The organism is Cryobacterium psychrotolerans (genome assembly GCF_900101115.1).
Classification (GTDB): domain Bacteria; phylum Actinomycetota; class Actinomycetes; order Actinomycetales; family Microbacteriaceae; genus Cryobacterium; species Cryobacterium psychrotolerans.
Genome location: NZ_FNFU01000018.1, coordinates 24,243 through 48,808, shown reverse-complemented (window position 1 = coordinate 48,808; position 24,566 = coordinate 24,243). Strand labels below are relative to the sequence as shown.

Genomic DNA, 24,566 nt, shown 5'->3' with positions numbered 1-24,566 from the left:
CCACTTTCGCCCACAACTTAGGAAGAACCACCGGCAACAGCGGGTGATATTGTAGGAAGCCACAAGCAATTGCAGGCGCATCCACGCTTATTGGCAGTTTTTTCCGGTATTTCGAGTTGAGGATAGTAGAAGTGACTAAATTGATCACTCCCGCCTTTGGCCTGGAACTCGGGGAGCTCGTCGATGTGGCCGAGCTGGGGCTTCGCCTCGTCGTCGGCTCCGAGTGGGCGCTCCCCCGGGTCGTCAGCTGGGCGCACGCCACGGAAATGACCGACCCCAGACCACATCTGCGCGGATCCGAGCTGGTCTGCACGGTCGGGTCGGCGCTTCTCACCACCGCCAGTTGCGCGAGGTTGGTTGAGGCGGTCCACGCGACCGGCTCGGCCGGGATCTGTCTCGGTATCGGCGAAGTCCACACTCAGATCCCCCGGGCATTGATCAGGGAATGCCGCAGACTGTCCGTGCCCCTCATCGAAATGGCGCACGGGGTCCCCTTCCTGGCGATCAATGATGTTCTCGCCGACGCGCGCGTTCGAGCTCAGTCCGGCAGCAGCCAGCGGAATGCAGAGCTGGTCAGCACGCTGCTCGCGGCCCTTCGCGAGAACGCGCCGATGGAAGACATCCTGAGCGTGTCTTCCGCGGCCCTCGGGGGTTCGCTCAGCTACCAGCTCGTCGATCCGGCCACGGAGCCGCCGCCGACCGCAACCCTCAACGCGGTGGTTGACGACACCCCGGGGTCGCTGTCGGTCAGGACCGCGGAAGGAAACCTCCTGGCCTGGCAGGGTCAGCCTCCCTCGCCCGATGCCGACGTGCTCGGCCAGATCGGCCGGGTGCTCGAAATCGCCAGGCACGAGAGGGTGGACCGCGACAATGCGGCCCGCCAGCGCATCGGCCAGTTGTTCGCCCTGGTCTCCGAGGGGCTCGCCGATTCGGCTGCCCTGATGCCGGAGTTGCAGAGGGCCGGCCTGGTTGGGAAGTCCCTGACAATCTCGGCCTGGCCGGCCGAGACGGCACCCCTCCTCGCCGCGCACCTGCCCGGCACGTTGATCGCAGACGCCCCCGAAGCGACCTTCGTCGTCACAACCGGCCCGGAAGCCGTCTACGACACTGCCCGCGATCTGGGCCTGGTCTGCGGCCACGGGAGCCCGGTCGACGTCTCCCAAATCTCCCGCGGAATCGGGGAAGCCCGCGCAACGCTTCGCCTCGCGCGCCGTCACGGCAAGGTTGCCGGCCCGGAAAGCCTGACCAGCCTGACCGGGCTGCTCGAGCAACAACCGCCCGTGAGGCTGGTTCCCTTCATCGACCAGCTCGTTCGTCCGCTGCTCGAGCATGACGCCCGTCGCGGAAGCCAGCTCCTGGCAACCCTCCGAACGTTCATCGAGCAGCAGGGGTCCCTGCAGGCGACCGCCGAGGCCCAGTATCTTCATGTCAACACGGTCCGCCATCGACTCGGACGCATCGCGGATATCGTCGGCCGCAACCCACTGGAAGACAATGATCGGGCCTCCCTTGCCATTGCGCTGTGGGCCTACGACAGGTCGCGGCGATACGTTCCCTGACCCACGGGGAGAGCGGAGCCGGCGAGCGCGCGACGCTGTCGCAGGATCATCACGAATGCAGTTCCAATCAGGCCCAGTCCGATGACCTCTCCGCCGAGGACGCCCCACAGGCCGAAGGCGATCTCATAGGTGACCCAGGTGGCCACGCCGAAGAACATCACGGCTTTGACGTGCAGCACGTCGCGAAGCGACAGCGCGACGATGACGAGCCCCGAACCGAGAATCGGTAGCCACGCGGCCCACCAGGTCGGTATTCCGTTGAGCCCCAGGTATGCGACCCAGATGGCGGTGACGAACGCCGGAGTCCACCAGCGGCCCCGCACCCACGCAGGCTCGTCAGGGCGGGCAAGCATCCAGCCTCGCACGGCTGCGATCGCGGGTATCGCGGCGGTCCCGGGCATGCCCAGGAACAAGTACGAGGCAGACAGGATGACGGACGCCACCGCATTCCGGACGACGGTGGTGCGGCGTTGCCTCGACCAGTGCGACCAGAGGATGACGGCGATGCCCATGAATCCCAGGGTCTGGCCAACCCACCACATCCAGTCCACGCCTGTCTCCGCACTCGTCGTCATTGCTGCTGGTACACCTGAGGCCAGGCGCTCAATCAGGCCTCCCGGCCGACATCCATTTCCTCGACCTTTGTATCGTGCTGCTCGTAGATGAACTCTTCGATCGGAAAGGGCTTGCGGCCCATCGCATGCGCGAGCAGGAGCTGCGAGAACACAATCTCGACGATCGGCCGCACGAAACCGTCCAGGCCGGGGTCCAGGGGCACAATCGTCAGATTAGCGTGACCTGCGGATGGGATCGCACTTTCCGGCGCGGCCGTCACGAGTATGACGCGCACGCCCGAGTCCACTACGGAGTCCGGAACAGTGAGTTCCCGCCCGTCCCCGAAGATGATCAGGACGGTCCCCGGTGCAGCCGATTCCATCGGTCCATGCAGGTATTGGAACGTCTCGTAGCTTCCGCTCGGGATGCGCAGCCCCTCCCGGATCAGGAGCGCCGTTTCGGCCGCCGACGCAAAGGATGTTCCCCTGCCGATCACATCGATGGCGTCCGCCTCTCCGACGAAACGGCTCACGCTCTCGGCAATCGAGTCGAAGGCGTTCAAGGCGCCTTCGACGATCGCGGGAATCTGCTCGACCTCCGGGCCGGCGGGCACGATTGCCAGACGATCCAGTAGCAGCGCGTACGCCAACAGCGTTGCCGTATAGCCGATCGTATAGACGGGCGAGTCGTTGAAGCCGCCCAGGCCGAGCGGAGAATCAATCACCTCCCCGATCTGGGCTTGGGGAAAGTTGCTGATGCCGATTCGGCGCCCGACGGTCAGCCCGCGGGCCGCCTCGATGGTCTCGGGGCTCCGCCCGGACTCGGAGACGACCACGTAGTGGTCGGCCGGCTGGAATCCGTCGGCAGCCAGCAGGACATCCGAGGCCGTGAGATTGACGGCCCGGAACCCGGCCTTCGACAACACCGTGACGAACGCGTTGCCGGTGTGGCTGGATGCGCCCATAGCGACGACCGCGACGGTTTCGCCCGGCATCCACTCGGCCATGCGAGCGCGCTTCAGGTCGCGCGTCACAGCGGAATGGACGAGAGCGAGCTCCTGCGGTTGGGCGCGCACGGCGTCGACGAACAGTGCGTTGTTGGACATGAGTGGCCCTTATCCCTTGACTGCCCCGGCAGCCATGCCGGACACGACAAAGCGCTGGAAAACGATGGCGACGACGAGTGGCGGAAGGGCAGCGAGGATGCCGCCGGCCGCGACGAGCCCGAAGTCGGTCGTGTAGCGACCGGCGAATTCGCTGATGGCGACGGGAAGTGTCTTGGCGGCATCCGACGACGTGAAGATGAGCGCGTACATGAACTCGTCCCACGCCAACAGGAACGAGAACATGATCGCCGCGAAGATCCCCGGTCGAGCAGCGGGAAGGACGACCCAGTACAATGCGCCCAGGCGGGTCGTGCCGTCGATGCGGGCCGCTTCCTCCAATTCTTCGGGAATCGTCATGAAGTAGTTGCTGAGGATCCAGAGCACGAACGGGATGACAAGCGCGCAGTCCACGAGGATGAGCCCGGTCGTTGTGTCCAGGAGGTTGAGCGAATTGAGGATGAGGTAGAGCGGGATCAGGAGCGCGATTTGCGGGAGCATGTAGGTCGCCAGGAAGACCATGAGAGTTGCGCGCCGGAAGCGGAACCGCAACCGGGCGAAGGCGTACGCGCCCAGGATGCCGACGACCATGGAGATCGAGACCGTGCCGACCGCGACAACGGCCGAGTTCACCATCGCCGCACGGAACGTCGCACCGACGCTATCCGAGCCGCCGGTGAAGATCTGGGAATAGCGGCTGAAATCGAACTCGTCCGGGATCCAGCGAAGGGGTGTCGTGATCAGGACGCGCTGCGGCGTCACGCTCGCCATGATCATCCAGGCAAACGGCGCGAGGATCAGAAGCGAGACGACACCCGCCGCGGCGTGAACAAGGATCGAATTCCGAGTGGATCTCTTCACAAGAGACTCATTTCTGATCTGCGGAGCAGTCGGAGGTATATCGCGCTGAGGGCCAGAATGACGACCACGATGATGTACGAAAGCGCAGAGCCGACGCCGAAGTTTTGATCGGAGAATGCGGTCGTGTAGGCGTAATAGGCCACCGTCTGGGTGCCGTTTGCCGGGCCGCCGCGCGTCATCGCGTAAATGATGTCGAAGACCTTGAACGCCTCGACCGTTCGAAGCACCAGGACTATCGAGATCGAAGGAACCAGCATGGGCAAAACGACCGAACGAAAAATGCGCGGCCAGCGCGCGCGATCCAGTTTGGCGGCCTCGTAAAGCTCCGGCGGTATCGACGTGAGTCCGGCGAGGAGGAAGAAGGCGACGAGCGGAGTCGTCTTCCATACGTCCGCCAGGATCACCATGTTCAGCGCCGTGGTCGGATCGCCGAGCCAGGCCTGGTATTCGTCGATGATTCCCAGTTGCGTGAGCAGTGCGTTCAAGGAACCGTATTGCGCGTTGAAAATGCCCTTCCACATGGCCGCATTGACGATTGTCGGAATTGCCCAGGGGATGACCACGATCGCCCGGAACAGCCAACGGGCCTTGAGCTTCGCGTTGAGCAGGCCGGCGACGATCAGGCCGAACGTGAGCTCAAGCGCGGTCGAAACGATCGTGAAGTACAGCGTGCGCCCCATCGAGTCCCAGAAGGAAGCGCTGGTGAGCACGTGTACGTAGTTGTCGATGCCGACGAAGGGGGTGTCTGTTGCCAGCGCGGAGGTGACCTCGAAGAAGGAGATGAACAGGGTCCGGATGATCGGATAAATGATCACGCCGAAGACTGCCACCGCCGCGGGAAGCAGCAGCCAAAAGGCCAGCCGGCCCTGCTTCTCTCTTCTGCGCCGAGGAGGGTTTCCCGGGGAAGGACTCCCCCCAAGCGTGTCGGTATTCTCCGCGCTGACAACTGACATGTTCGCTACCCGAGGTTCGCGTTCGCCGCTGCGACAGCGTCATCCATCGCCTGCTGCGGGGTCTTCTTTCCCAGCAGTGCGTTCTGGATTTCAACCTGCAGAGTCTGGGAGACCGAGTTGTAGTTCGGCACCGGCGGGCGGAGGATCATCGAGTCGTAGGCGACTCCGGCGGTCTCGAAGACCTCGGGGTTCGACTCGGTGACCTCCGGCTTGGTGTAGCTCGACTTCCAGTTGGTCATCGAGCTCTTGACGTACTGCTCCTGGACGGACTGGCTCGTCATGTACTCAATGAACTTCCAGGCGGCAAGCTGGTGCTTCGACTTCGCGCCGATCGCCAGTGCCATCGAACCATTCACACCCGGGTGGTCTCCGTTCGGACCTGCCGGCGTGGGTGTGACAACGACCTGGCCGACCACCTTGGAAATGGACGGATCGTTCTGGTCGCGGAAGGTTGACTCCCAGTTGATCTCCATGGCCGTCTTGCCTGCAGCCATGGACTTGTTCGCATCGTCTTCGAGGAAGGTCAGGGAGGCGGGGTCGGTCAGGCCGTCGTCGATGGTCTTCTTCATCCAGGCGAGCGCTTCGACACCGGCGCCCTCGTTGGTGACCAACTTGCCGCTGGAGTCGGTGAACTCTCCCCCGAATGCGCCCAGCAACTGGGCGTAATCACACACGAGGGCCTCCGCCTGGGACCAGCTCCAGGCGAGCGGGTACTTCACCAGGCCGGCATCCTTGATCTTCCTGGCAACGGCGAGAACGCCGTCCCAGGTCGTGAGGTCGCTCTGGCTGGCGCCGACCTTGGCGACCATCTCCTTGTTGAAGAAGAACATCTTCGTCGATGGGCCCCACGGCACGCCGTAGAACTTGCCCTGATATTCAGCAGACGTGAGCGCGCCACCCAGCATCTCGGACTTCCAGCTCTCGGGGAACCGTTCCGTGACGTCCGTGATGATGCCCTTCGACGCAAAGTCGGCGGGCCAGATCACGTCGAGGTGAACCACGTCGTACGTGCCTGCCGGCGCCGAGGTGACGATCTTGTCGTGCAGGGCCTCGTAGGCGACGAACGTCGGCTTCACGGTTATCTTCGGGTTCTTCGACTCGAAGTCCTTGATCATCCCGGCGACGTCACTTTCGGAGTAACCGGCCTGCTTCATGAACAACGCGTTGATGGTCCCCGTGCCGTCGCCCTCCGTGTCGCCGCTAGACGTGCCGGCGCCGGTGACGCTGCAGCCCGACAGCACCAGTGCTGCCGCCGCCACCAGGCCGATCCCTGCGATTGAGCGGTGTGCCCGTTTTGTCCTGTGCATCATGCATTCCTCCTTGAATCATTGAATAGCGTCTGGATGGGAAGTTTTCTGGCTAGCTCGATCGCTCCCGCAACGGGGGCAACCGACAAAAGGTGCACCGTCAACCCGAGGTCGAGATCCTCGATATGGCTCAGAAGCGCCTGATACAGGCGCGGCTGGTTCGTGACGACTCCGCCGGCGCAGACGACATCTGACCCCAGGGCGCCCCGACGACAGACGAGCCCGACGTCCGACGCGAGTTCCTTCGCGGCGTTGTCTACGACGGATGCGGCCAACTCACTGCCGGCATCCGCGCAGGCAAAGACGAGCGGAGCGAGGCTTCCCCATGTCGTCAGGCGCGGATTCGCCGTGAAGGCATAGGAGAGTGCGATCTCGTCCTCGACTCCGAAGTGCGTCATCAGTTCGCGACCGAGCAGGTCCACCTCCCTACCCTCATCGAGGGCGCCGAGCACGGCGCGGACGGCGTCCCGAGCGAGCGCGGCAGCGCTGCCGGGGTCGCTGAGCAGAAAGCCGTGGCCGCCGGCGGAAATAAGCTCGCCGTCGCCCGCGTGCGCCACGACTTTGGAGCCCGTGCCGACGACAACCGCGATGGCCTCGTCGAATCCCGCAGCGGGTCCGAGGAGTTCTACATCGTTGACCGCGCGGATCGCGCCGCGGTGATTTTCAGCCAGACGCGCTTCAAACTCCAGGCGTTGCCATTCGCTGTCCAGTCCGTGGGCGCCGATCAGGAGAGGAGCATCTGTGGCTCCGGCGACCTCGCGGAAGAGATCGACCAATCGGACGACATTCTCAGTGTCGTCCAGTAGTCCGCCGCGCTGCCAGCCGCTCGTGGGCACAGACCGGTCCAGAACGACCCTGCCCGCGTCCTCGATCAGGACGTGGGTCTTCGTTCCGCCAATGTCGATGCCGACCAGCAACGTTGCTCCTCATCATTCCAGGACCGGCGGAGCAACCCTGACACTTCTTTCCTATCTAAGTGATAAGAAGTTGATGTAAACCTAGCCGCAGGAATGACGACGTGTCAAGCGGGCCGACGGGTCGTTATCTGAACGAGGCCCGTGCCACGTGCCGCGGCTGGTCTCGCTAGCGGCCGGCGATGTAGGCGAAGCCGTTGACCTCGGCTGCCGCAAGTTCAGCCGCCCCGAGAAGTACCGCATCATCGCGGTGAGTCGCCGCCTCAACGCGGGGAACGTGCATGATGCGTCCGGTCAGCCGCTGCTGAATCGCGGGGATCACGCTGTTCGCACGTCCCACCATGCTTCCGCCCACCACGACCAACTCCGGGTCGAGGATGATGACCATCGCCGCGATGGCAATCGCCACCATGTCGAGAATCTCCTCCGAGAGTTCTCGGGCGGCCGCATCCCCACGCCCGGCCAGTTCGAAAATATCCCCAGCGTTGAGCACGCCCCTCTCCGGGATCGCAATCCCCCGCTCGCGCGCCCGCTTCGTCAGGGCAATCGGGCCAAGTCGATCCTCAAGGTCCCCGTATTCGGAGTACGAGCGCTCCAGGGACGAGCGCTCCATCAGGAGGTAGCCGATCTCCCCCGCCCCGGCACGCGCACCGCGGTGCAGTTCGCCATTTGTGATGATGCCTGCACCGAGACCGCTCTCCAGGAACAACAGCGCGACGAGGCTCGTGAGCCCACGCCCTGCCCCCCGGTGGAGCTCGCCGAATGCCAGCGCGTTTGCGTCGTTGTCCACCACGACCGGAAGTGCGGTGCGTTCGCGAAGCAATCGGCCGAGGGGAACTTCAGTCCAACCCAGCTCGGGTATCCGTTCCAGGCTGCCCTCGGGGTAGTGAACCACGCCCGGCACGGCAACGCCGACCGCGAGGCAGGGCGTTCCCATCGTCTCGGCGGTCAGAATGAGGGAATCGAACAACTCAATCATCTTGTCCAGGCGACCCTGCTGGTAGTGGTCGCCTTCCGCCGCGTCGAGCGAGCCGAGGGGAAACAACCGAGGGCCAAAGTCGACTTCACGTCTGAAGACGACCGTGCCGTCGAAATCGACGAGGATCCCCGAGGCCTTGTTCGGGTGCAGTTGCAGAGCCGCGACCAATCGGGTACCCCCCGCATAGCGCAGCAGAACCGACGGTCTACCTCCGGTTGAGGGCTCCTGGCCGGCAGGCACGACAATGCCCTGCTCGATCAGGGTCGCCGTGAGCCGGTTGATCGTTGCCGGGCTGAGCCCTGTGGCAGCGCCGAGCTGCTGCCTCGAGAGCGCGCCCGATTTGCGAAGTTCCTCAAGAATGGCGGTTTGATTCACGCGCGCGAGGGTGCTCGTCGTGGCGGTACTTTTCTTGTGATTGGACACAGCACCCCCTCGTCAGCCAGATCGCATCAGAGTGCGTTCAAGTGCGTTCAATCTTTTCTATCACACTGCATCATTTATGCTCGCGGCGCAAGCGGCATGGCTGACGAAAGAGAGCCTGAACGCTGCCGTCCGATCAGGGGTTGGGCGGTGAAGGTGATCCGGATAGGTTGACCTCGCAGGAAGGCTTCTTCCTTCGTGTTGGAGTTTGGGTGGGCGCGTACGTAGGAGGCTTCCTGTGTTTCTCCCCTTGTGGCGGTTTCGACGCTCGATGGCACCCCATGCCCGGGCGTTGACGGGGGGCGTCATTTTGGTTGTTCTGGCCGCCGTCATGCAGGTGGTGCTGCCGTGGCCCCTGAAAGTGATCGTTGACGACGTTCTCAAGACCTCGGAAGCCTCCGATAAGAATGGCCTGCTGCGAGCGTTCGGTGCGGACGGGTTGGACCGCCTGCAGCTGCTGAGCGTGGCCCTCGCGAGTTTGCTCGTCTTCACGCTTGTCAATGCCGGCGCCAGGTATCTGGGGTCCCGGCTGCTCAATGGCGTCGGGGAGAGGATGACGGCGAGCATCCGGGTTGACGTGTTCGCCCACCTTCAACGTTTGTCCTTGTCTTTCCACGACAAGCAACGCCTGGGCGATTTGGTCACGCGAACGACCACGGACATTGACTACTTGCGCGCCATGATCATTTCGATCATGGCGGTTCTTGTTCCCAACGTTCTCATCCTGGGTTTCATCGCGACGATTTGTCTGGTCGTGGACCCTACCTTCGCTCTGATTGCGTTGGCCGTCGCGCCCCTCTTGTTTGCCATGGTGGTGATCTATCGACCGCGCGTCAAGGCGGCCTCCCGGGCTGCGCGCAACAAGGACAGTGATATCGCATCGGCAATGGCGGAGACGTTCTCCTCGGTCCGGGTGATGCAATCCTCAACCAGCGAAGGGCGCCATGAGGCCGACTTCCGGGATCGGAACGGCGCCCGGATGAATGCCGGCCTGCGGCTGGTCAGGCTCCAGTCGGCGCTCTCTCCGCTGGTGGATGTCATAGTCGTCCTCGGCACGGTGCTCGTTCTGTGGTTTGGGGTGAGGCGGGTGCTGGATGGCACGATGACGCTGGGCCTGCTGCTGGTGTTCCTGGCCTATTTGAAGGCTCTCTACGACCCCATGAAGGAACTGGCCAAACTCACCACGGTCATCAGCCGGGGTCAGGTGAGTGCAGAACGCCTCCTGGAAATTCTCAGTACCGCCCCCGAAATCATCGACCGCCCGGGTGCCCGGCCGGCCCCGGCGCTCACAGGCGCGGTAGAGCTGCGGGGGGTGAGTTTTGGCTACGCCGGCTCTGAAGTGCTGCACTCGATCAATCTCCGGGTAGAGCCTGGCCGGATGGTCGCGATCGCCGGCCCGACCGGGGCCGGGAAATCCACACTCGTCAGCCTGATTCCGCGTCTGTACGACGTGACCCAGGGGGCGGTACTGCTTGACGGCACGGACATCCGTGACCTGCAACTCGCGACGGTTCGCACGCAGATCTCGATGGTCTTGCAGGACTCGATCCTGTTCCGCGGCACCATCTACGACAACATCGCCTACGGTTCGGATCACCCCACCCGCGAGCAGGTTTTCGCGGCCGCGGAGGCCGCCCACGTTGACGAATTCGTCCGAGCCCTGCCTCTCGGCTATGACACTCCGGTGGCCGAGCGGGGGGTCAGCCTATCCGGCGGTCAGCGCCAACGCATTGCGATCGCCCGCGCGCTGGTGCGCGACACACCGATCGTGATCCTCGACGAGCCGACGTCAGGCCTCGACGCAATCTCCGAGCAATACGTCATGCGCGGCCTGGACCGGCTGATGATCGGCCGGAGCGTGATTGTGATCGCCCACCGGCTGTCCACGCTCCGTCGCGCCGACGTCATCTATGTGATCGACCATGGTCGGATCGTCGAGACGGGCAAGCATGCCGATTTGATCGCGGCCGGTGGCCTCTACAGCCGGCTCGACGGGCTGCAGGATATCCCGGCCAACCGGGCCTACCCCAAACATGTCGCACCGAAGCCGATTCCGGCTGGAGGCCTGCTGTGACCCGCTCCGGGACGATCATGCTGGCCCGCGTCAAGACGTCCGGCGCCCTGCCGTGGCGCATCGGCCGAGACGGAAATCCGGAGGTATTACTCGTCCACCGGCGCAACCAGGACGACTGGTCCATTCCCAAGGGCAAAGCCGAACCCGGCGAATCGGACGCGGACTGTGCTCTGCGGGAAGTTCGTGAAGAGACCGGGTTCGACTGCCGCCCCGGTGCCGAATTGCCCCACGTCGTCTACCTGGACCGGACGCGCCGGGTCAAGACCGTTCGCTATTGGGCCGTGACCGTGGATGCCGGTGTCTTCGCCGCCAACGACGAGGTCGACGATGCTCGCTGGCTCGCGCTCCCGCTCGCCCTGCGCACACTGACGCAGGCCCGGGAACGGCCCGTCGTCCTGGCCCTGGGCGCCCTGGTGGCGAAGGAATTGGGCGTCTGCCCGGTGCCGGCCAAAGAGAGAATGCTGCTACTGGTGCGCGGCGCTGCGGCGCTGCCTCGGGAGCAATGGGAGCACTCCGAAAACGATCGCCCCCTTGCCTCCGAAGGAAGATCAATGGCCCGGTCCCTGGTAGATCTGGGATCGTTCTTCGAAATTGACCGGATTCTTTCCGCACCCGCCGCACGGTGCATGGAGACCGTCGAACCTCTGGCGCGGAGCGAAACGCTCAGCGTGGAAGCTTCCGCTGACCTGTCCGACGGCCGCATCGGGAAGGCCATGCGGCTCATCGAGGACGCACGTGGTATCGGGACCGTTCTCTGCACACACGAGGACGTCGTGTCCGGGGTCCTGACCGAGCTCGCCAAACATGACCGGACTTCTGTGGAACCACATCCTGGTCGGCGCCGCGGCTCCGTCTGGGCTCTCACCGGCGACCATGCCCGCTACACCTCCGCGTATTACCTTCCCCTGCCGGAATTGAGCTCTGCTGCGGCATCCGACGACGTCATGTCCCCCGCTCGGCCGGTTGCGATTGGAAGCGCTGAAGTGACTGCTGAGGAAGAGGACCGGGCCGTGGCACACGTGATTGATCGGCTCGCCGAGAAGTTCCCGGACATGCCGCGGTCAACCGTTGAACGGGCGGTACACGAGAGGCGTGCGGCTCTCGCCGGGAATCCGGTTCGCGCCTATATCCCTGTGCTCATTGAGCGCGGAGCGAGGGAGTTGCTGCGAGAATCCCCGCGCTCGGGTCCTTCTGTCTGAGTTGCGGAGAATGTGCCTTCGATTTGAATTTTAAGGTGCTTTGTCCGCAACTCAACTTGTCCGCGATTCACCAGGGGATGCCCACCTCACGCCGGTGGCGGGGAGGACAGCGGGGTGATGTACGAGAATCCGGTGCTGTTGTTCTTGGTCATCGACAGCACCAGTTCCATGTGCGGCTCCAGCGCGGTGACCTTGTCGAGCGGGGAACCGATGATGAGTTGGAAGCCCAGCCCCTTCCAGGCCGCGACGGCCCGGCCGGCGAACTCCGAGTCCGACTTCACGAAGCCCTCGTCGAGGAAGACGGGCGCGAAACGCGGCCGGGTGCGGCTTTCATCGCCGAGCTGGAAGCGCAGCGCCGCCCCCACGACGAACGCCACGAGTTCCTGCGACTCCCCGCCGCTCTTGCCGCCGAGGGACGAGTAGGTGCTGGCCTCCACCCCCTCGGGCGTGGTGCGCACGGCGGTGATTTCCACGTGCTTGCGCACATCGAGAAGAAGATCGCGCTGCGACTCCTGCCTGGAACCGCTCTCGGGCCGGCGAATCAGGCCCATGAAGGCCTGCAACCGTGTGAAGCGGCTCTCGGTCTCGCCCTCGGTGAGGTCCTGGGCGGCCGCGGAGGACAGGGCCTTGAGCTCCGTGCGGAACGACGTGGCGTCGTCGCGGTGGAGTCGGCGCAGCGCGATCTTCAGGCGATCGCGCCCGGCCCCGAACGGCAGCGTGGCAAGGATCTCGTTGATCGGCCGGAGCCGATCCTCGATCTCCTCGATGGAGGTGGTGAAGGCTCCCATCAGGGGAACGAGGTCCTGGCCGCTCCAGAGCGAAAGCCGCCGCTTCCACTCCTGCCGTCGCTCGTGCAGGCCCAGCGTGTGAACGGCGTCGAGGATATCCCGGTAGCTCGTGTACGAGTCCAGCGAGACGCCGATGTTGGGGTCAGGCCAGCGACCCTGGAAGGTCTCGAAGATGCGAACCAGGGAGTCCCGGGCGCTCGCGGCGTTGTCGCGGTCCTGGGCGGACTGCTCGGTGAGCCGCTCGCGAAGACGCTTGACCGCGCCCTCGAACGCGGCGAGGTCATCCTTGTCGCCGACGAACGCGAACTGCGCGTCCAGGTGGGCCGAGTGCTCCTCCGACAAGGTCACGGACTGGCCCCGGTCGATGCGATCGAGAGTGCCGCTGACGGCATCCTGGCGGTCCACGATCAATTCCTGTTCGTCGCGCAGGCCCTGTGCGTCGAGATCGGTGACGTGCTTGCGTTTCTGGGCTCGCTCCAGCTCGGCGGACAGCCGAATTTCCTCGTCCTTCAGCCCGCGCAGCACGTCGCTGTTGGCCAGCAGGCGCTCCTGCTCGGCCTCCTTGTCGCGGATCCTGGCTTCCGCACCATCCACATCGATGGTCGGCCAGGCGATGTCGATGACGTACTGGTGGGCGACCTTCCGTGCGCGAAGGTCGGCGATGCGGTTCCCGAGGGCGGATGCCTCCACCGACGACGCGTCGGCGGTCGCCTTCAGCCGGGCCAGCTCCTCGGTGATCTCCTCCAGGCGAGCTCGGCTGGAAAAACCGATGATCGACTTCTGGTCGCTGTTCCAGCCGTGGGCACCGCGCTTGCCGTTGCGGGTCTGCCCGCTCGGCGTGACCCGGGGCCCGTCCCCCACCAGTTCGGCGGGGGTGGCCACGCACTGCGCATCCAGGTTCGACGCCTGCACGCGATCCTGCACCCAACGGCTGAAGGGCGAATCCTTGTAGACGAGCTTGCCGGAAACGAACCGGGCGTCGCCCACCATCTCCTGGTGCGCGTGCAGGGCGACCCCTTCGAAGTGGATGCGCACCGGGATGTGGAGCGGGTCGATGGCCTGGCTCAGCGACGCGAGCCGGGTCTCGTCGACGAGCATGACCCGAACGACGGGGGCCAACGTCACCTCGGCCGCCTGGCGCCACTGTTCCTCGCCGGGCGCGATCTCGATCAGCTCGGCCACGAACGGCAGTTCTTCGGCCGGGATGCCCGCCGCCTCGGCGATCATCAGGCGCGCGTTGTGCAGGTGCTGGGGAACCAGGCTCGCGCGCCCGGTCAGGAACGCGTGTTCCGTCTTGAGGGTTCGAATGCTCTCTTCGACCGGGTACGACCTGCGGTGCAGCGTCGCCCGCTCCGCCTCCAGGCCGGCCTCCGCGCGGGGGAACCCGGCCAGGAAGGCTTCGGCGGCGCCCTGCGCGGCTCCGAATTCCTCCGGCGAGCCGATCGATGCGGACAGGGGCCGGATGCGTTCGTCGAACTTCGCCCGGACGCCGGCCACGTCGTCGCGTTTGTTGCTGAGCTGGCCGAGTTCGTTCTGCAGGCGCACAAGCACCTCGCCGCCGTTCTCCCTCTGCCGGTCCTGGAGGTCGGCGACCCGCGTCTTCAACTCGCTCTCGGCATCCCGCGCCGCGGTCGACTCCGCCCGGTTGCCACGGCGCTGCTCCCGGTTGGCGTCGGCGGCCCCCTCGAGCAGGCGCCGTTCCGCCTGGAGCTGCCACAGGCCGAAAGGCGTGTCCCCGGAGCGGTGTACCCCGAAGGTGTCGATCAGGTCGGCCTTCTCGGTGGCCGTCTCGTAGTCGCGGTGCAGGTCGGGCAACCGTTCGAGCACCCTGGCCTTCTGCGCCTCGGTGACCATGGCCCCATAGGAGCGTTCCAGGTCCTCGAAGTGGTCGACGGCCTTGTCGGCGGCTGCGAAGGTGGCGGGTTCCTCCAGCACCATCGACTTGTAGAGACCGTCCACGGTCTTGACCTGCTGTCCGGCCTGGATGCGTGCGAGCAGGCGCAAGGCCTTGCCGCCCTCGCCGTTGGCTCCGATGCCGAGGCGCGTGTAGAGGGTCTGGGCGAACGCCGCATAGGTGTCGAAGACATCCAGGTCGGGGAACCGGGCCTTCAGCGCCCGCTTGTCGAACCGGGACTCGGTGGCCTCGGCCAGGTCGCGAAGGTCGAGGTAGCCGTCCCTGGTGGCCATCTTCATGGTGATGTCGGCGAACTTGCTGCCGCCGCGAGGCACGAAGTAGGCCCGCAGCACGGTGAACCGACGCTGGTTGTCATCGACGAACGTCATCGACACCGCGCCCCAGGTAGACGCGTTCACGCCGCGCAGCACCTGGTCGCGCATCTGGCCCGTTCCGGCTTCCCGGTTGGAGTCGGTCTTGCCCTTGAGGTAGGTCATCAGGTTGCGCTGGTCGACGCTGCGCGCGCGCCCGGAGCCGGCGTCGTTGGATGCTCCGTTGAAGGGGGTATCGGAGGGCATCATCAGCGCCAGGTAGGCGTCGAGGAGGCTGCTCTTCCCGGTGCCGGATGCGCCGGAGACCAGGGTGGCCGAGGGCGCGAAGGCGACCTCGTGGTGCCCCTGGAAGCCACCCCAGTTGACCATCTGGAACGACTCGGCCTTCCACTGGGTGGTGCCTTCGGTGAGGCCATCGGCGTAGAACAGCGGGGAATCGGTCATGGTCATGAGATGGCCTCCAGTCGGGGCTCGGCGGTCTCGTCGGTCTCTTCTAATTCGGCGTCGTCGCCGTTCTGGGTGACCAGCCATTCCAGCAGTTCGTTCAGCCGGTCGACGGGCAGCAGCACCTCGATCACGGCGGAAATGCGGAACCGGTCGGGGTCGCTCGTTTTCAGCAGGACCCGGGCCTTGGCGAGGCTGTCGACGGCCGCGGTGGCCTTGCGGGCATCTCCCCAGCGGTCGGTGGCGTGCTCCGGGCGGAAATGTGCCACGTTGTCGACCAGGTTGTCGCGGTCGACAATGACGATGTCGTGGCCGTTGGCGCGCTCGCTGCGGAACCGCTGGCGCAGCAGCACGAGCAGGATCGTCTCCTCCCGGGTGTACGAGACATCGTGCAGGAGGGTGGGGAACCGGTCGCCGCCCTCCGCGACCGCCTGCCGCTTGAACGCCACCTCGTAATGGAGGTCTACATGCAGGTCGAGGAATACGTCGTTCAGGCGCGACTTGAGCAGGCTCCGGGAGGCCAGGAGGGTGCGCCATTCCGCCGGCTGGAGGGCCGCGGAGATGTACCGGTGCTTGAGCAGCAGCACCAGGGTTCGGCGCTGCTCCACGGTGAGTCCGCCCTCGTCGCCCTCGAACAGCGAGAAGCTCTGCGACGAGTCGTCCGGCGTCGCATTCTCCTCGTCCGCGCGCTCGTCGTCAGCGTGCTCGGCGGTCCACTCGTCGGTCAATTCAGGCGTCATGATCGGGTCCATAGTTCAGGGCGGCCAGTGCCGCGGTTTCGTGCTCGTTCAACATGATTCGTGGCACCTCGAAGCTGCGGATGGAGCCATCCGGCCTCACGGTTTCGAACCGTTCGAGTGTTTGCGCACGGCTGACCGCGTCGATCTGGGTGGCGATCTGCAGCATCCCGAGGATCTCGACCGGACGGCGGAGGTTCGCATCCAGGTCGTTGAACGCATCACCGACGGATGCGGCGTCCCCGTCGGTGAAGGCCGTCACGATGGCGTCGCGCAGCTCCTCGAGGAGCGGGCCGCCCTGTTTGCGCATGTCGTCGAGGCTCGGCGGCTCGGGCGCGTCGTCGGAGACGTCCTCGAGGTCCGGCGGCGGCAGGTGCGCAGCCGGGTCGTAGAACCGTTCCCGGAGGTGCTCGACCTCGAGTGTTCCCGGCATGAGTTCGGCCGTCACGACCGAACGCGGGCCGGCGGTCTGCATCCAGGTCGCGAGCTCCTTGTTGATCTCGCGCAGCAGGCGTTCGAGTTCGCGGTCCTTGACGACATCGTGGTTGACGATGTGCTCGCGCAGGGTCTCGCTCAGCCCGTTCCGCTGGGTCAGCACGTCGTCGATGCCCTTGCGGATCAGGCGCACGGTGCCCATGAGACCGCGTCGCTCGTTGGCGGTGAGCTCGAGGGCGAACGGGTGCAGCAGGATCGTCTCGAGATCGCTTTTGAGCTCCTGCAGCAGCGCGTCGTTGCGCAGCAGGGTGAAGGCCCCCTCGAAGGCGCGACCCTCCGGAGTCGCAGACATGAGAGCATCCGTCTTGGAGAGGTACTCGTCGAGAACCTCGCTGATCGGGCGTTCCTCGCCGCGGAAGTCGTTCACGATCTGCCGGTGCATGGCGGCAACCGACTCTTCGACGCGTTTGAAGTCGCTCGGCAGCTGGTTGATCAGGTCGACGAGGTTCGCGTAGCCCTCGAGCATCGCCTCGTTCGACACCGGGGCGATCTCGCCGCCGCCCTCGAGGCGATCGCGCTCGCTCGTCTTCTCGGCGATCTCGAGGTCGAGACGACGGATGCGTTCCTCGCGGTCAGGGTTGGCCTGCGTCGCGCGGTGGCGAACAGTGTCGACGATCGTGGTGAGGCGGCTCTCGCTGATGAGCGCGCGGTCCCGGGACAGGCTCTCGACCAGGAGCAGCGCTTCCAGCGCGTGCGAGGTGAGCGAATAGTGTTCCTCGTCGCCCTCCCCCGTCTCCCGGTAGAGCCACTGGTCGTTCATCCACTGCACGCAGAGGGCCCGGCCGTTCTTGCCCGGCGGGACATCGCTGCCGACCGTGCGCAGGTCGGCCAGGTAGGCGTCAACCTGGGTGTGCAGCAGGTCGGCCTGCACACTGCGCCGGTCGCGGCTGAACGAGGACTTGAACACGGCGAGCACAAACGGCGCCCACTTGCGGTCCAGCAGGCGCAGCGTGGGTCTGTCGAAGGCTTCGCGCACCCGCGCCAGTTCGCCCGCGATTTCACTCATTGATGGAAGTCCTCTCTCGGGCCTCCTCAACCGTAGTCGCCGCTGCGCGGCGATCGTCACCCTACGATCGCTTGAGCTCGCCTGGCTGTCCGTCACGCTCGGACGCCGACGACACCGAATGGCGCTCACCGCGCTTCGGCGGCACGTACGTGCAGGTGTCGCCCGAGCAGAGTTCCGGCTTCGTCTTGCTGAACAGCCGTTGGAATTCGCAACCGACGCAGATCCCGAAGGCGCTCTCGATGAACAGCAGGACCAGGCACACGCTGCAGAGCGCCAGCGTGATCTCCCCGCTGAGGCCCAGGAAACCCATCGCGGCGCACGAGACGAACGCCATCACGAGGCCGAATGTCCAGGCGAGCTTCTTCTGCTCGGCACCGACCCATTCGGGGCGTTGACGCCGAACGATGAGCGAACCGATGATCAGGCTCGGCGTGAACCGGGTGCCGACGAACAAGCGCATCATCATGTCGAGCATGAATGTCATGCCGAACATGCGCAGGAGTTGGAAGTCCCCCGTCAGCGCCGCGGTCATGAACCCGATGGTCCCGAACAGGAACAGCAGCCCCGCGGACGCGCGCACGGCGCGTTCGTTGATGACGGGAATGGTGATGCCGTCGACGAACTCCCCGATGACGGGGGCCTCGTCCGCACGTTCCGCGGAACTCGTCATTCGGCTGCACCGCACATGGGAGTTCTCCTTCGTTGACTGCCTCGAACAGGATGAACTATACCCCAGGGGGTATTTGTCGCCCTGTGATCCCGGCGCCCGAAACCTACGGGAGTGCCGCCGCCGGATCCGGGGCCTTCGCCTGTGCGGCTCGGACGCCCTGGCCGGCGCTCGGGTAGAAGAGCCGCACCAGGGCGAAGCCGAGCAGTCCCCCGGCCAGCTGCGCGGCGATGTAGCCCGGCGCTGCGGACGGGGCGATGCCGGCGAAGGTGTCGGAGAACATCCGGCCGATGGTGATCGCCGGGTTCGCGAAGCTGGTGGAACTCGTGAAGAAGTATGCGGCGCCGATGTAGGCGCCGACCGCGGCCGGCGCGAGGTGACCCCGGCCCGATCGGACGAGAGCGAAGATCACGAGCACGAGTCCCGCGGTGGCCACGACCTCAGCCAGCAGATGCGGGGCCGTGAGGCGCTCGGTCGCGCTGATGCTCGCAGCCGGAAGCCCGAACATCAGGTTCGCGACGACCGCTCCGGAGATGCAGCCGAGGATCTGCGCCGGCACGTAGGCCGCCACGTCGCGCCAGGCCCGGTGCCCGAGCGCCGCGTCGACGAGAGAGACGACCGGGTTGAAGTGGGCGCCACTGACCGGCGCGAAGATCAGAATGATCGCGAACAGTCCCAGCGCCGTGGCGAGGGCGTTCTGGAGCAGCTGCAATCCCACGTCGCTCGGGGAAAGCTGCTGCGCCGCGATGCCGGAACCCACGACGAGTGCGGCCAGCAGCAGGCTCCCCAGAAACTCGGCAGAAACTCGCCGGGCGAATTCGCTCATGCCGTGACGAGCACGGTCGCGACGGAGTCAAGTGCCCCGGGGACCAGGGCGTAATAGGCCCAGGTGCCGCGCTTGGACCTGCTGAGGAAACCCGCCTCCATGAGCACCTTGAGGTGGTGAGAGATCGTGGGCTGGCTGAGGCCGACGGGCTCGGTCAGGTCGCACACGCACGCCTGCTGGCCTTCGGAAGCCGCAACGATCGACAACAACCGCAACCTCGCGGGATCGGCCAGGGCCTTCAGGAGACGGGCGAGGTCCACCGCCTGCTCCGCGTCAAGGGGCTGCCGGGTCAGCGGAGCCCGGCAGACCTCGGTCTCGGCCAGCGGAAGCAAGGTGGGAGTGGACATGTGCCCAGCATAAGTCAACATTGACATCTGTCGATATTGTGGGGCAGGATTCATTCATCGACAACAATCAATATAGAGGGACGGCATCGACATGACACTCATCGACCTGACGGCTCCTGCAGCCCGAAACCTTCACCTCGGCACATTGCCCGTGGCGATCATCGGCGCGGGACCGATCGGGCTCGCCGCCGCCGCACAATTGCACGAGCGCGGCATCGACTTCATCGTCTACGAGGCCGGCGAGAGCATCGCCAGCAGCATGGCCGCCTGGGGGCACACCCGGCTGTTCTCCCCTTGGAAGCATCTCGTCGATCCCGCGGCCGGGCGACTCCTGCTGGCCAGCGGCTGGACCGAGCCCGACGAGTCCTCACTTCCGACCGGGAGCGAGCTGATCGCCCACTACCTCGAGCCGTTGGCCGCCCTGGACGCCATCGCGTCCCGCATCCGCACCGGTACGACCGTCACAGCGGTCAGCCGTGAAGGGATGGACCGCACCCGCACCGTCGGCCGCGGATCCCGCGCATTCATCCTGCGCCTTGCCGGAGTCGACGGGGAGATCACGGATGTCCGCGCGGCCGCCGTCATCGACGCCTCCGGGACGTACCTGAACCCCAACAGCCTGGGCTCGAACGGCCTCGACCCGCTGGGATTTGGAGGCGTCGCCGACCTCGTCAGCCATGCCCTGCCCGACGTCCTCGGCGCCGAACGTCACCGTTTCGCCCGCAAGCACACGGCCGTCGTCGGAGCGGGGCACTCCGCGGCCAACACCCTGATCAACCTGGCGCAACTTGCGCGAGATGAGCCCGGCACTACCGTGACCTGGATCATTCGCAACACAGCAGCGGTGCGAGTGTTCGGCTCGGCCGACGACGAGCTTCAGGCTCGCGCGTCGATCGGGGCTTCCGTCAGCCGCCTCGCCGAATCCGGCGCGATCAGCCAGGTGGACGGATTCGAAATCGTCGGACTGGAGCGAGACGGCGACGGCGTCGACATCGTCGGAAACCGCCGCGGAGGCCTGGAACACGTCCGCGCGGATGTCATCGTGAATGCGACCGGATTCCGGCCCAACCTCGACATGCTGCGCGAGATCCGTCTCTCCCTCGATGAGATCGTGGAGGCCCCCGCTGCCCTCGCTCCGCTGATCGACCCGAACCTGCACAGCTGCGGCACCGTGTCGCCGCACGGGGTGGCCGAGCTGACCCAGCCCGAGCGGGATTTCTTCATCGTCGGCATGAAGAGCTACGGACGCGCGCCCACGTTCCTCCTCGCGACCGGTTACGAGCAGGTGCGCTCGATCGCGGACGAACTCGCGGGCAACCGTGTTGCCGCCCGGCAGGTGCAGCTCGTTCTCCCGGTCACCGGCGTCTGCTCCACCGGCGGTGGCGGCGCGTCGAGCTGCTGCTGATGCACCACAGGCTGCGGCGGCACTCGCCCGATTATACTCACGCTCATGGCCATTCCGACTCGCGACGCCGCTGCAGGTATCGCCCGGAGCCTGAAGGTGCTGACGGATCCGACCAGGGTGCAGCTGCTCGGGATGGTCGTCGACAGTCCCGGCGGCCGTGCCCTCGTCGGACAGCTCGCCACTGCGCTGGGGCTGAGCCAGCCGACCGTGAGCCACCACATGCGGGTCATGGTCGAAGAGGGTCTCCTCGAGCGCGAGCAGGACGGCCGCGTCGCCTGGTATTCCGTCGCGCCGGGCCGACAGGCGGACGTGACCGAGGTGCTGCGCGCGCGCCGGGGTGCGCCACCGATTCCGCTGGCACCGGCGGTGCTGGAGCGCATCACCGAGGACCTCGCGATGCGATTCCGCGGCGTTTTCTCCGTGGAGACAATCGACCGCTATGTCGGGGAAAGCTACGCGCTCCTGGCCGAGCGAGCCCGAATCACCCGCTACCTGCCGTCCCTCACCAGCCGGTTCGCCGGTGAACGGCTCAGCGCCCTGGCGACCGTCGAAAACCTGGTCACCGACGAGACGCCCGAGGTGCTCTTCGTCTGCGTGCAGAACGCCGGACGGTCCCAAATGGCCTCCGCGATCCTTCGGTCGCTCGCCGGGGACCGAGTGCGCGTCAGGACCGCAGGGTCCGAGCCCGCCGAGCTCGTGAATCCGCTCGTGATCAACGTGCTCGACGAGGTCGGCATCCCGATCGCCGGCGAGTACCCCAAACCGCTGACCGACGAAGTCGTGCGCGCCGCCGACTACGTGATCACGATGGGCTGCGGCGACGCCTGCCCCGTCTACCCCGGCCGCCGCTACCTCGACTGGGATCTCGCCGACCCGGTCGGCCTGCCCCTCGACGGCGTGCGCGCGGTTCGCGACGACATCACCCGGCGAGTGCGTGACCTGCTGACCGAGATTGAGATGTCGGCCGCCAGGGTGAACGGCAGCTGAATTTCCGTCTGAACTCTTCACAACCCATAGATGGCCGTCTATGCTTTAGTCAAGCCGCCACGAGCAAAGGAAACGCCATGCCTGACAAGCCCACCGTACTTTTCGTCTGCGTCCACAACGCAGGCCGTTCGCAGATGGCCGCCGGCTACCTGGCCGCCCTGTCCCACGGCCGCGTTGAGGTTCTCTCCGCGGGCTCCGCCCCCAAAGACCAGATCAACCCGGTTGCGATCGAGGCCATGGCCGAAGAGGGCATCGACATCGCCGGTAACGTGCCCAAGGTGCTCACCACGGACGCCGTGAAGGAATCCGATGTGGTGATCACCATGGGCTGCGGCGACGTCTGCCCGATCTTCCCCGGCAAGCGTTACGAGGACTGGGAACTCGACGACCCGGCCGGCCAGGGCATCGAGTCGGTCCGCCCGATCCGTGACGAGATCAAGGCACGGATCGAGAAGCTGCTCGCCGAGATCCTTCCCGCCGCGGCCTAAGACGCGCGAACAATGAGCGACGCCGGCGCGCACCGGGCCCTGCCGGGCCTGACCTTTCCGGAGGAGCACCTGAAGCGCCTCGCCCGGGACCTGACCGTGAAGTTCGCCGGCGTCTTCGGCGCCGAAACGATCGAGCGCTATGTGCTCGAGTCCTACGTGTCGCTGCTGCGCACGTCGAAAGTGAAGGCGTACCTGGTGACGAACACGATCCGGTTCGCCACGGACCGTTTGACCGCGCTCGCGCAGGCCAAAGGCGCCATCGAGCACCCGGTTCCCGAGGTGTTGTTCGTCTGCGAGCAAAACGCCGGCCGGTCCCAGATGGCGGCCGTGCTCACCAACGCGCTCTCCGGTGGGGCCGTTCACGTACGTTCCGCGGGCTCCGCGCCCTCCCCTGAACTCAACCCGCAGGTCGTGGCGGTGATGGCCGAAATCGGACTCGATTTCAGCGAGGCGTTCCCGAAACCGCTCACCGACGACGTCGTGCAGGCCGCAGACGTCGTCATCACCATGGGGTGCGGTGACGCCTGCCCGATCTACCCCGGCAAGCAGTACCAGGACTGGGCGCTCACGGATCCTGCTGACTTGCCGCTCGACGAGGTCCGCGTGATTCGCGACCAGATCAAGGACCGGGTCGAGCACCTCCTCGAAACACTCTCCCCAAAGGACAAACAAGCATGAGCGTCGAAAACGTGATCGTCGTCGGGTCCGGCCCGGCCGGCTACACCGCGGCGACCTATCTGGCCCGCGCCGGGCTTGATCCGGTCGTGCTCACGAGCTCCGTCGAGATGGGTGGCGCCCTGATGACCACCACGGAGGTCGAGAATTTCCCCGGATTCCGCGACGGGATCATGGGACCCGACCTGATGGAGGAGATGCGCGCGCAGGCCGAGCGATTCGGCGCACGGCTCGTCTATGACGATGCCGTCACTGTCGACCTGACCGGCGACATCAAGACCGTCACAACCGGCAACGGAACCACCTATCAGGCGCACGCCGTCGTGCTCGCCATGGGCTCCGCCTACCGGAAACTGGGAGTGAAAGGGGAGGAACACCTCACCGGGCACGGTGTGTCCTGGTGCGCCACCTGCGACGGATTCTTCTTCCGCGGCCAGGACATCGCCGTCGTCGGTGGCGGCGACTCCGCGCTGGAGGAAGCCATGTTCCTCACCCGCTTCGCCGACTCCGTGACCCTGATCCACCGCCGGGACTCGTTCCGGGGCTCGAAGATCATGCAGGAACGCGCCCTGGCGAATCCGAAGATCCACCCCCGCTGGAACAGCGAAGTCGTCGAGGCCACCGGCGACGAGACCCTGACCGGCCTGACGCTGCGCGACACCGTGACCGGTGAGCTCTCCGCGATGGGTGCCACCGGGCTGTTCATCGCGATTGGGCACGACCCTCGCAGCGAACTCGTCACCGGCCAGGTGAACCTCGACGCCGACGGTTACGTGCTCGTGGGCCACCCGACCACCGAAACGAATCTTCCCGGCGTTTTCGCCTGCGGCGACCTGGTCGACCGCCGCTACCGCCAGGCGGTCACCGCCGCCGGCACGGGCTGCGCCGCCGCCCTGGACGCCGAACACTACCTCTCGGCGCACGGACTGGCCTCGTACGAGCGACACGAGGCGGCGCCATCCGTCACGGCCTGAGTCCCCTCACGGCGGACGGCCTCCCCGGCCTGAAGTACACCGGCGATTGGCAGGTCCACACGTTGCGCTGCATCGACAACCGTCGATATAGTGGGCAGACCGCCACCACGAGCATTCTGTCTCTGACAACGGCGACTAAGGAACGGTTGACTCATGACTAACATCCAGATCTTCGAACCCGGTCTGTGCTGCGGCACGGGCATCTGCGGCGTGGACGTCGACCAGCAGCTCATCACGTTCTCGGCCGACATGGACTGGGTACGCACCGAAGGTGGCGACGTCGCACGGTTCAACCTCGCCCAGGAGCCGCTGGCTTTCGCCGAAAACGACACCGCCCGCACCTTCCTGCACACGGCCGGCGAGGAAGGGCTCCCCGTCGTGCTCGTCAACGGCGCCACCGTGCTGACCGGCCGCTACCCGACCCGCGCCGAGCTGGCCCGCTGGGCCGGCCTTGCCGTTGCCCCGGTCCCCGCGGCACGATTGCTGCCCATGGCCACCGCCACGGCCACCGCCGCGGCCGCCGCCACGGAACAAGGCGATTCCGCCTGCTGCGGCGGAACCAGCTGCTGCTAGAACGA

Annotated in this window: 22 protein-coding genes; 9 read left to right on the top strand and 13 right to left on the bottom strand. The window is 65.8% G+C overall.

Translation table 11 applies throughout. The features are described 5' to 3' along the window. Positions 1-131 precede the first annotated feature (131 nt). Positions 132-1,559, top strand: a complete 1,428-nt coding sequence (locus BLQ39_RS12860) for a PucR family transcriptional regulator (protein WP_135109237.1) — start codon at positions 132-134, stop codon at positions 1,557-1,559. Here BLQ39_RS12860 and BLQ39_RS12855 read toward each other — a convergent pair. From BLQ39_RS12855 to BLQ39_RS12825, 7 genes are all read right to left on the bottom strand, one after another. Then, positions 1,529-2,134, bottom strand: coding sequence for a YgjV family protein (locus tag BLQ39_RS12855; protein WP_092324507.1), 606 nt, complete (start codon positions 2,132-2,134; stop codon positions 1,529-1,531). The two genes, BLQ39_RS12860 and BLQ39_RS12855, sit on opposite strands and share 31 nt — an antisense overlap. Positions 2,135-2,166: 32 nt before the next feature. Then, positions 2,167-3,219, bottom strand: coding sequence for an SIS domain-containing protein (locus BLQ39_RS12850; protein ID WP_092324505.1), 1,053 nt, complete (start codon positions 3,217-3,219; stop codon positions 2,167-2,169). A gap of 9 nt (positions 3,220-3,228) precedes the next feature. Further along, positions 3,229-4,077 carry a carbohydrate ABC transporter permease gene (locus BLQ39_RS12845; protein WP_092324504.1) on the bottom strand — a complete coding sequence of 283 codons (849 nt, stop codon included), beginning with the start codon at positions 4,075-4,077 and terminating at the stop codon, positions 3,229-3,231. After that, complete coding sequence (locus BLQ39_RS12840) at positions 4,074-5,030, bottom strand: carbohydrate ABC transporter permease (RefSeq protein ID WP_092324503.1); 957 nt, start codon at positions 5,028-5,030, stop codon at positions 4,074-4,076. Before BLQ39_RS12840 ends, BLQ39_RS12845 begins: the two co-directional genes overlap by 4 nt. Positions 5,031-5,035: 5 nt before the next feature. Beyond that, positions 5,036-6,340: an extracellular solute-binding protein gene (locus BLQ39_RS12835; protein ID WP_092324501.1), complete on the bottom strand. Its 1,305-nt coding sequence runs from the start codon at positions 6,338-6,340 to the stop codon at positions 5,036-5,038. Next, positions 6,337-7,254, bottom strand: coding sequence for a BadF/BadG/BcrA/BcrD ATPase family protein (locus BLQ39_RS12830; RefSeq protein ID WP_092324500.1), 918 nt, complete (start codon positions 7,252-7,254; stop codon positions 6,337-6,339). The genes BLQ39_RS12835 and BLQ39_RS12830 overlap by 4 nt, the downstream gene beginning before the upstream one ends. A gap of 166 nt (positions 7,255-7,420) precedes the next feature. Continuing rightward, positions 7,421-8,605: an ROK family transcriptional regulator gene (locus tag BLQ39_RS12825; protein WP_241982898.1), complete on the bottom strand. Its 1,185-nt coding sequence runs from the start codon at positions 8,603-8,605 to the stop codon at positions 7,421-7,423. A 283-nt stretch (positions 8,606-8,888) separates the two neighbouring features. On the opposite strand from BLQ39_RS12825, the gene BLQ39_RS12820 reads away from it, so the two are divergent. Both BLQ39_RS12820 and BLQ39_RS12815 read left to right on the top strand, forming a co-directional pair. After that, positions 8,889-10,724 (top strand): ABC transporter ATP-binding protein, encoded by a 1,836-nt coding sequence (locus tag BLQ39_RS12820; protein WP_092324497.1) that lies wholly within the window; start codon positions 8,889-8,891, stop codon positions 10,722-10,724. A gap of 17 nt (positions 10,725-10,741) precedes the next feature. Then, positions 10,742-11,923, top strand: a complete 1,182-nt coding sequence (locus BLQ39_RS12815; protein WP_135109239.1) for an NUDIX hydrolase — start codon at positions 10,742-10,744, stop codon at positions 11,921-11,923. A gap of 86 nt (positions 11,924-12,009) precedes the next feature. On the opposite strand, the gene BLQ39_RS12810 is transcribed toward BLQ39_RS12815, so the two are convergent. The 6 genes from BLQ39_RS12810 to BLQ39_RS12785 form a co-directional block, all read right to left on the bottom strand. Next, positions 12,010-15,387, bottom strand: coding sequence for an ATP-binding protein (locus tag BLQ39_RS12810; RefSeq protein ID WP_167738516.1), 3,378 nt, complete (start codon positions 15,385-15,387; stop codon positions 12,010-12,012). Next, entirely contained in the window at positions 15,384-16,121 is a 738-nt protein-coding gene (locus BLQ39_RS12805; protein ID WP_166784456.1) for a DUF4194 domain-containing protein, read from the bottom strand. Before BLQ39_RS12805 ends, BLQ39_RS12810 begins: the two co-directional genes overlap by 4 nt. After that, a complete protein-coding gene (locus BLQ39_RS12800; RefSeq protein ID WP_092324491.1) occupies positions 16,111-17,619 on the bottom strand; it encodes a DUF3375 domain-containing protein in 1,509 nt (502 codons plus the stop codon). Before BLQ39_RS12800 ends, BLQ39_RS12805 begins: the two co-directional genes overlap by 11 nt. Before the next feature lie 61 nt (positions 17,620-17,680). After that, positions 17,681-18,289: a DUF4395 domain-containing protein gene (locus tag BLQ39_RS12795; protein WP_092324490.1), complete on the bottom strand. Its 609-nt coding sequence runs from the start codon at positions 18,287-18,289 to the stop codon at positions 17,681-17,683. Between the two features lie 103 nt (positions 18,290-18,392). Then, positions 18,393-19,112: an MIP/aquaporin family protein gene (locus tag BLQ39_RS12790; RefSeq protein ID WP_092324488.1), complete on the bottom strand. Its 720-nt coding sequence runs from the start codon at positions 19,110-19,112 to the stop codon at positions 18,393-18,395. Further along, a complete protein-coding gene (locus tag BLQ39_RS12785; protein ID WP_092324523.1) occupies positions 19,109-19,459 on the bottom strand; it encodes an ArsR/SmtB family transcription factor in 351 nt (116 codons plus the stop codon). The genes BLQ39_RS12790 and BLQ39_RS12785 overlap by 4 nt, the downstream gene beginning before the upstream one ends. Before the next feature lie 91 nt (positions 19,460-19,550). Here BLQ39_RS12785 and BLQ39_RS12780 point away from each other — a divergent pair, with 91 nt between their 5' ends. The 6 genes from BLQ39_RS12780 to arsD all read left to right on the top strand — a co-directional run bounded on the left by BLQ39_RS12780 (position 19,551) and on the right by arsD (position 24,561). After that, positions 19,551-20,864, top strand: a complete 1,314-nt coding sequence (locus tag BLQ39_RS12780; RefSeq protein WP_092324487.1) for an FAD-dependent oxidoreductase — start codon at positions 19,551-19,553, stop codon at positions 20,862-20,864. Between the two features lie 45 nt (positions 20,865-20,909). After that, positions 20,910-21,851, top strand: a complete 942-nt coding sequence (locus BLQ39_RS12775; RefSeq protein ID WP_092324485.1) for a metalloregulator ArsR/SmtB family transcription factor — start codon at positions 20,910-20,912, stop codon at positions 21,849-21,851. 77 nt (positions 21,852-21,928) lie between these two features. After that, positions 21,929-22,339 (top strand): arsenate reductase ArsC, encoded by a 411-nt coding sequence (locus tag BLQ39_RS12770; RefSeq protein WP_092324484.1) that lies wholly within the window; start codon positions 21,929-21,931, stop codon positions 22,337-22,339. Between the two features lie 12 nt (positions 22,340-22,351). Next, positions 22,352-23,017, top strand: a complete 666-nt coding sequence (locus tag BLQ39_RS12765) for an arsenate reductase ArsC (protein WP_092324483.1) — start codon at positions 22,352-22,354, stop codon at positions 23,015-23,017. Beyond that, positions 23,014-23,988 (top strand): thioredoxin-disulfide reductase, encoded by a 975-nt coding sequence (gene trxB / locus BLQ39_RS12760; RefSeq protein WP_092324482.1) that lies wholly within the window; start codon positions 23,014-23,016, stop codon positions 23,986-23,988. Before BLQ39_RS12765 ends, trxB begins: the two co-directional genes overlap by 4 nt. Before the next feature lie 153 nt (positions 23,989-24,141). Beyond that, positions 24,142-24,561: an arsenite efflux transporter metallochaperone ArsD gene (gene arsD / locus BLQ39_RS12755; RefSeq protein ID WP_092324481.1), complete on the top strand. Its 420-nt coding sequence runs from the start codon at positions 24,142-24,144 to the stop codon at positions 24,559-24,561. The last annotated feature ends 5 nt before the right edge of the window (positions 24,562-24,566 follow it).